This is a genomic window from Microcystis sp. M090S1, assembly GCF_020246295.1.
In the GTDB taxonomy this organism is placed as follows: Bacteria; Cyanobacteriota; Cyanobacteriia; order Cyanobacteriales; family Microcystaceae; genus Microcystis; species Microcystis aeruginosa.
In genome coordinates this window covers 1-5,518 of sequence record NZ_JADBTF010000256.1, presented here as the reverse complement: position 1 = coordinate 5,518, position 5,518 = coordinate 1, and the positions used below count along the sequence as shown (strand labels likewise).

At 44.9% G+C, this 5,518-nt stretch carries 4 protein-coding genes; all 4 read left to right on the top strand.

Features of this window, described 5'->3' with window-relative positions:
* Positions 1-153: 153 nt before the first annotated feature.
* The 4 genes from IM477_RS11530 to IM477_RS11515 all read left to right on the top strand — a co-directional run bounded on the left by IM477_RS11530 (position 154) and on the right by IM477_RS11515 (position 5,208).
* On the top strand, positions 154-768 hold the full coding sequence (locus IM477_RS11530; protein WP_287731806.1) for a LapA family protein: 615 nt from the start codon (positions 154-156) through the stop codon (positions 766-768).
* Positions 769-963: 195 nt separating this feature from the next.
* Complete coding sequence (locus IM477_RS11525; RefSeq protein ID WP_061430958.1) at positions 964-2,175, top strand: RNA-guided endonuclease InsQ/TnpB family protein; 1,212 nt, start codon at positions 964-966, stop codon at positions 2,173-2,175.
* Between the two features lie 49 nt (positions 2,176-2,224).
* Entirely contained in the window at positions 2,225-2,749 is a 525-nt protein-coding gene (ilvN, locus tag IM477_RS11520) for an acetolactate synthase small subunit (RefSeq protein WP_287672273.1), read from the top strand.
* A 209-nt stretch (positions 2,750-2,958) separates the two neighbouring features.
* The gene (locus IM477_RS11515; protein ID WP_287731805.1) at positions 2,959-5,208 is read left to right on the top strand and encodes a PBP1A family penicillin-binding protein; all 2,250 of its coding nucleotides are present in this window, start codon (positions 2,959-2,961) and stop codon (positions 5,206-5,208) included.
* Positions 5,209-5,518 lie beyond the last annotated feature (310 nt).

Sequence of the window (5,518 nt, the reverse complement as noted above, 5' to 3'; positions counted from 1 at the left end):
GTTATCAGTTATCAGTTATCAGTTATCAGTTATCAGTTATCAGTTATCAGATGTAAGTTTTAAGGTAATTAGTTAGTTAGTTATCTTTATCTTTATACCTGATCACTGTTTACTGATCACTGTTTACTGATCACTGAATCAAGGGAGGTAAAAATGGGCTGGATTATGGTCTTATTTGCGATCGCTGTGGGCGGATTACTGATCTGGCAGAATCTGGGGGCGATCACTTTGGTCTTTTTTGGCGGTATTATGACGGTAAAACTGCCCCTAGCTGTCTGGGTGTTACTTTTCACCCTGGCGGGAATTATCAGTGGTTTAACCCTGCAATTTCTCTATAGTTTTGGTCGTCCTTTGGCTGCCCCAAAAGCTTCCCCTCCTATAGCCAATAATCCTCAAGTCCCACCCCCATCTCCCCGACCTACCTATATTCAAGATCGCGCCGCGTCTCCACCGGGTAACGATTGGGAAAGAGATAGCGGTGATGATTGGAATTTTGATGCACCCCCCGAAAAACCGACTACCATTCAGGATCGGGAAGAATTCCCGCCTAGGGTTGCTGATGGGGAAAAAACGAATTTTGTCAAGCCTCCACAGGACAGTTCTCAAACTGGCTCAGTTTATTCCTATAGTTACCGCACGGCCAAACAGACTCGCGGGGAAAAGGCCGATCAAGTTTACGATGTCAATTATCGGATTATTACGCCCCCTGCTCAGGATGAAAACGAAGATCGGGAGGTAAACAAAGGGGATGAAGAAGAGTGGATTTAATTTGACAGAGTAGAGGTTTCTACCTGAATCCCTCAGAGAAGACAAACTGTTCCGGCCTTGTCTCCTGTCTTACCGAAAACTTGGGTTTAAGGTTCCCCGCCATGCCCGCGTAGCAGAGGGCGGCTTTTAGGTGATGGGTTGTCAGTTTAATATTTAATGTGTTAAAATAAGTTTATTCTTAAAATTTTAGAGTAAATGTTTGTCCTAGAGTTTAAAGTTGAGGCTAAATTAAAACAGTATCAGGCTATAGACGATGCTATCCGCACCGCTCAATTCATCCGTAATAAATGCTTAAAGTATTGGATGGACAACAAAGGTGTAAATAAGTATGATCTATCAGCTTATTGTCGAGTTTTGTCCCATGACTTTAAATTTGCTAGTCAATTAAATTCTCAAGCAAGGCAAGCATCGGCTGAAAGGGCATGGTCTTCTATTTCCCGTTTCTTTGACAACTGTAAGCAGAAGGTAATCGGAAAGAAAGGCTATCCTCAGTTTAAAAAGTTTTCCCGCTCGGTTGAATACAAAACAACAGGATGGAAGCTTCTTAACCCTAAAACCATTCATTTCAGTGATAAAAAGGAGATTGGAACACTTAAACTAAAAGGGACTTGGGACTTAGGATACTTTCAGCAGTCTGACATTAAACGAGTTAGGCTTATTAAACGTGCTGACGGCTATTATTGTCAATTTGTTCTCTCTTGTGAAGTAAAAGAGGATGTTAAACCATCAGGTAAGTGTATCGGAATAGATGTGGGATTAGCTTCTTTTTATACTGATCATGAAGGTAATAAAGTTGACAATCCTAAATTTTTAAAAAAGTCCGAGAAAAGATTAAAACGACTTCAAAGACGATTATCTAAAAAGAAAAAGGGAAGTAAAAATCGTCAAAAAGCTAGACAAAGATTGGCTAAGGCTCATCTTAAAATAAGTAGGCAACGTAAAGACTTTGCTGTAAAGTTAGCAAGGTGCGTAGTTCGCTTCTTAGATGTGATAGCCCAGGTCGATTTAAGAATTAAGAACTTAGTCAAGAATCATTGTTTAGCTAAATCGATCAATGATGCGGCCTGGTATCAGTTTCGAGAATGGCTGGAGTATTTTGGGGTTAAATTCGGCAAGATAACGATTGCTGTCCCACCGAACTATACAAGCCAAAACTGTTCAAACTGTGGTGAAGTTGTTAAAAAATCTTTATCGACTAGAACCCATCAGTGTAAGTGTGGGTGTGTTTTAGATAGGGATGAAAACGCCGCTATTAATATCCTTAAAAAAGGGTTAAGTACCGTAGGGCATACGGGAACTTTTGGGCTAGACCCGATGAACGCTTGGGGAGAGAATACCTCTACTTTTTCAGAAGTAATTCTGTCTAAGCAAGTAATCTCTTGGAACCAAGAATCCCCGTCGCTTTAGCGCGGGGAGTGTCAAAATGGGGAAATCTAGGTTGTGTAGATAGAGCGCCATGAAACACACATTATCCGTATTAGTTGAAGATGAAGCGGGAGTCTTAACCCGTATTGCTGGATTATTCGCCCGTCGCGGCTTTAATATTGAAAGTCTGGCCGTGGGTCCTGCCGAACAGCTGGGAGTTTCTCGGATTACGATGGTAGTACCAGGGGACGAGGACAGCATCGAACAGTTAACCAAACAACTTTACAAATTAATTAACGTCCTCAAGGTGCAGGATATCACCCAAACCCCCTGTGTGGAAAGGGAATTAATGCTGATTAAAGTTAATGCTACCGCCGAGCGCCGAGCGGAAGTGATCGAATTAGCGCAGGTATTCCGGGCGCGGATTGTGGATATTTCCGAGGAAACCCTGACCATCGAAGTGGTGGGGGATCCGGGTAAAATGGTGGCGATTATGCAAATGCTGAATAAATTTGGCGTTCGCGAGGTGGCCCGTACCGGTAAAATTGCTCTGATTCGCGAGTCGGGAGTCAATACGGAATACCTCAAAGCTTTAGAGGCTAAAATGTCAATTTAGGGATATTGGGTATGAATTGGGAATTGGGAATTGGGGAGATGGGGTGTTAGGGTTTTAGGGTGTTAGGGTGTTGGGGTGTTAGGGTGGTCACTGCGTGCGCGTTGCGGGGGGTGTTAGGGTGTTGGGGTTTTAGTTGAAATTCCCCACTTCCCACTTCCCCACTTCCCCTATTGCCTATTGCCTTCAGAAGCTGATAACTGATAAAAACTATGTCTAAGCAGTCGCCGAAAACCCAAATTAGTCAACTTGTCACCGTTGCCGTGCAGAAATTGCAAGGAAAGGTGAATTTTCAGGCGGTAAATCTCAAAAAAGGGGCGAGAGTTCCCGAATTACGCCTTAAAAACGAGAATGGCAGCGGGGAAAGCAAATATCCCCTTATCGGCGATCGCTATTTGTTGGGTCGTAGTTCCAGTTCCTGTGATATTACTATCCGTAACACTGTGGTGAGTCAGATTCATTGTTCCCTGCAGCGTGACCCGAAAAATCCCCATCATTTCCTGCTCACAGATGAAAACTCCACCAACGGGGTTTATATGGGTAAACGTCGTCTCAAAAGCGTTTCCCTGCGTCATGGTGATAGCTTTACCCTGGCCCCCCCAGACTTAGCCAATTGTGTCACCATCTCCTATTACTGTCCCCCTCCCCTGTGGGCGCGACTTTTGCGCTATGGTTTCTATGGTGCGGGTGGTATTTTCGGTTTATTAGTTTTAGCGGTTATCTGGGAAAGTCGCAAAGTTAATGTTTATCCACTCCCTTCCGGGGTGAGCGGTCCGGTGGTGGTTTACCCTAGGGATGGTCAAACTCCCCTCAATCCCATGCGACAGGAAACTCACCGAGAATTAGATAATCTGGGCGATTTTTCTCCCTATTTGACCAAGGCGGTTGTCGCTTCCGAAGATAGTCGTTTTTACTGGCATTTTGGCGTTGATCCTTTGGGGATTGTCCGGGCAATTAAGATTAATTGGCAAGGTCGGGGCCGTCAAGGGGCCAGTACCCTGACTCAACAGTTAGCGCGTAGTTTATTCCCCGAAGTCGGTCGCCAAAATACTGCCGATCGCAAACTCCGGGAGGCTGTGGTCGCTTTACAATTAGAAGCGGTCTATAGTAAGGATACAATTCTCAAAACCTATCTCAATCGAGTTTATCTCGGTCTGGCCGGTTACGGTTTTGAAGATGCGGCCCGCTTTTATTTCGATAAATCCGCTAGAGATTTAGATATCTCCGAGGCTGCTACTCTTGTGGCTATGTTACCCGCCCCGAATCGATTTAATCCCATTCAAGATTACGACACTTCTGTAAAAAATCGCAATCTTGTCATCGATCGCATGGCCGAATTAAGGATGATTTCCCCAGAAGCGGCGGCCAGCGCCCGCAGATCCCGCATTGAAATCAGTCCCCAAGCCAAAAAATCCCTATCTAGTACGATTGCACCATATTTTTATAGTTACGTTTTCGAGGAATTACAGGACCTTTTAGGGGAAGAAGTGGCTAAAGAGGGCAATTTTATCGTTGAAACCAGTTTAGACCGCCGGCTCCAAGCGATCGCAGAAAAAAGCTTAAAAAATAATGTCTTAAACCAAGGACCCCGCTATCGATACTCCCAAGGGGCTTTAGTTACCCTAAACAGTCAAACTGGGGAAATTCTCGCTTTAGTCGGGGGAGTTGATTATCAAAAAAGCCAATTTAACCGCGCTATCCAAGCTAAACGTCAACCCGGTTCCACTTTTAAGGTATTTGCTTATGCTGCCGCCCTAGAACAGGGAATATCGCCCTATAAAACCTATACCTGCGCTGGACTCTCTTGGCAAGGACAGGCCTATTCTCCCTGTGAACGCAGTAGCGGGGCCATCAATATGTTTCAGGGTTTAGCGCAATCGGAAAATAGCGTCGCCCTTCGCATTGCTCGCGAGGCAGGATTAAGTAATGTGGTCAATGTGGCGGAACGTTTGGGGGTAAAATCACCTTTAAATCCTGTACCGGGGCTAATTTTAGGGCAAAGCGAGGTAAATGTCTTGGAAATGACCGGCGCTTACGCAGTTTTTGACCACGGTGGGCGCTGGAATCGTCCCCACGCTATTAAACGCATTCTCGACGCTTCCGACTGTGAAAATGTGGAGGATTTGAGTACCTGTCGGGTTATTTATGACTATGGCGACGATAGCGATAGAAATCAGCAGGTAATCTCCCCTAAAACCGCCGAAACGATGAATAGCTTATTGCGGGGGGTGATAACTAATGGTACAGGAGGCGCTGCCAGTATTGGCATGGGAGAAGCGGGTAAAACGGGAACTACGAATAATTATGTGGACCTTTGGTTTATCGGTTATCTTCCCCGTCGCGACTGGGTGACGGGCATTTGGTTGGGTAATGATAATAATTCTCCCACTGCGGGCAGTAGTCAACAGGCAGCCAAGTTATGGGGCGATTATCACCGTCAGTTAATCACTACACAAAACTAATCCCAATGCGACTAGCTAGGGTTTGCTGAATAAATATAAAAACCTTGTTGGATAATACTTTTAGACTTTTTTGACCTCAAAAAGTGCCGACCATTGGAGTGATTGAGGGGAAAATTCAGGTACTTTTTCCCTGAAAATTAGGTAGTTGACCACCTGAAAATCGGTAAAACCCTACACCCCACACCCCACACCCCACACCCTGCCCCCAGGGAAAACTTTTTCAGCAGACCCTAGTTAGGGTCTGCTGAATAAAGCTAAAAACCTTACAGGAAAGGGCTTTTAGCTTGATTGAGAGCTTCCCAAATGCACT

What these genes read in the sequence shown, in the direction of transcription:
- IM477_RS11515 (WP_287731805.1), top strand. Translation starts at nt 2,959, where the DNA reads ATGTCTAAGCAGTCGCCGAAAACCCAAATTAGTCAACTTGTCACCGTT.
- IM477_RS11530 (WP_287731806.1), top strand. Translation starts at nt 154, where the DNA reads ATGGGCTGGATTATGGTCTTATTTGCGATCGCTGTGGGCGGATTACTG.
- ilvN (WP_287672273.1), top strand. Translation starts at nt 2,225, where the DNA reads ATGAAACACACATTATCCGTATTAGTTGAAGATGAAGCGGGAGTCTTA.
- IM477_RS11525 (WP_061430958.1), top strand. Translation starts at nt 964, where the DNA reads ATGTTTGTCCTAGAGTTTAAAGTTGAGGCTAAATTAAAACAGTATCAG.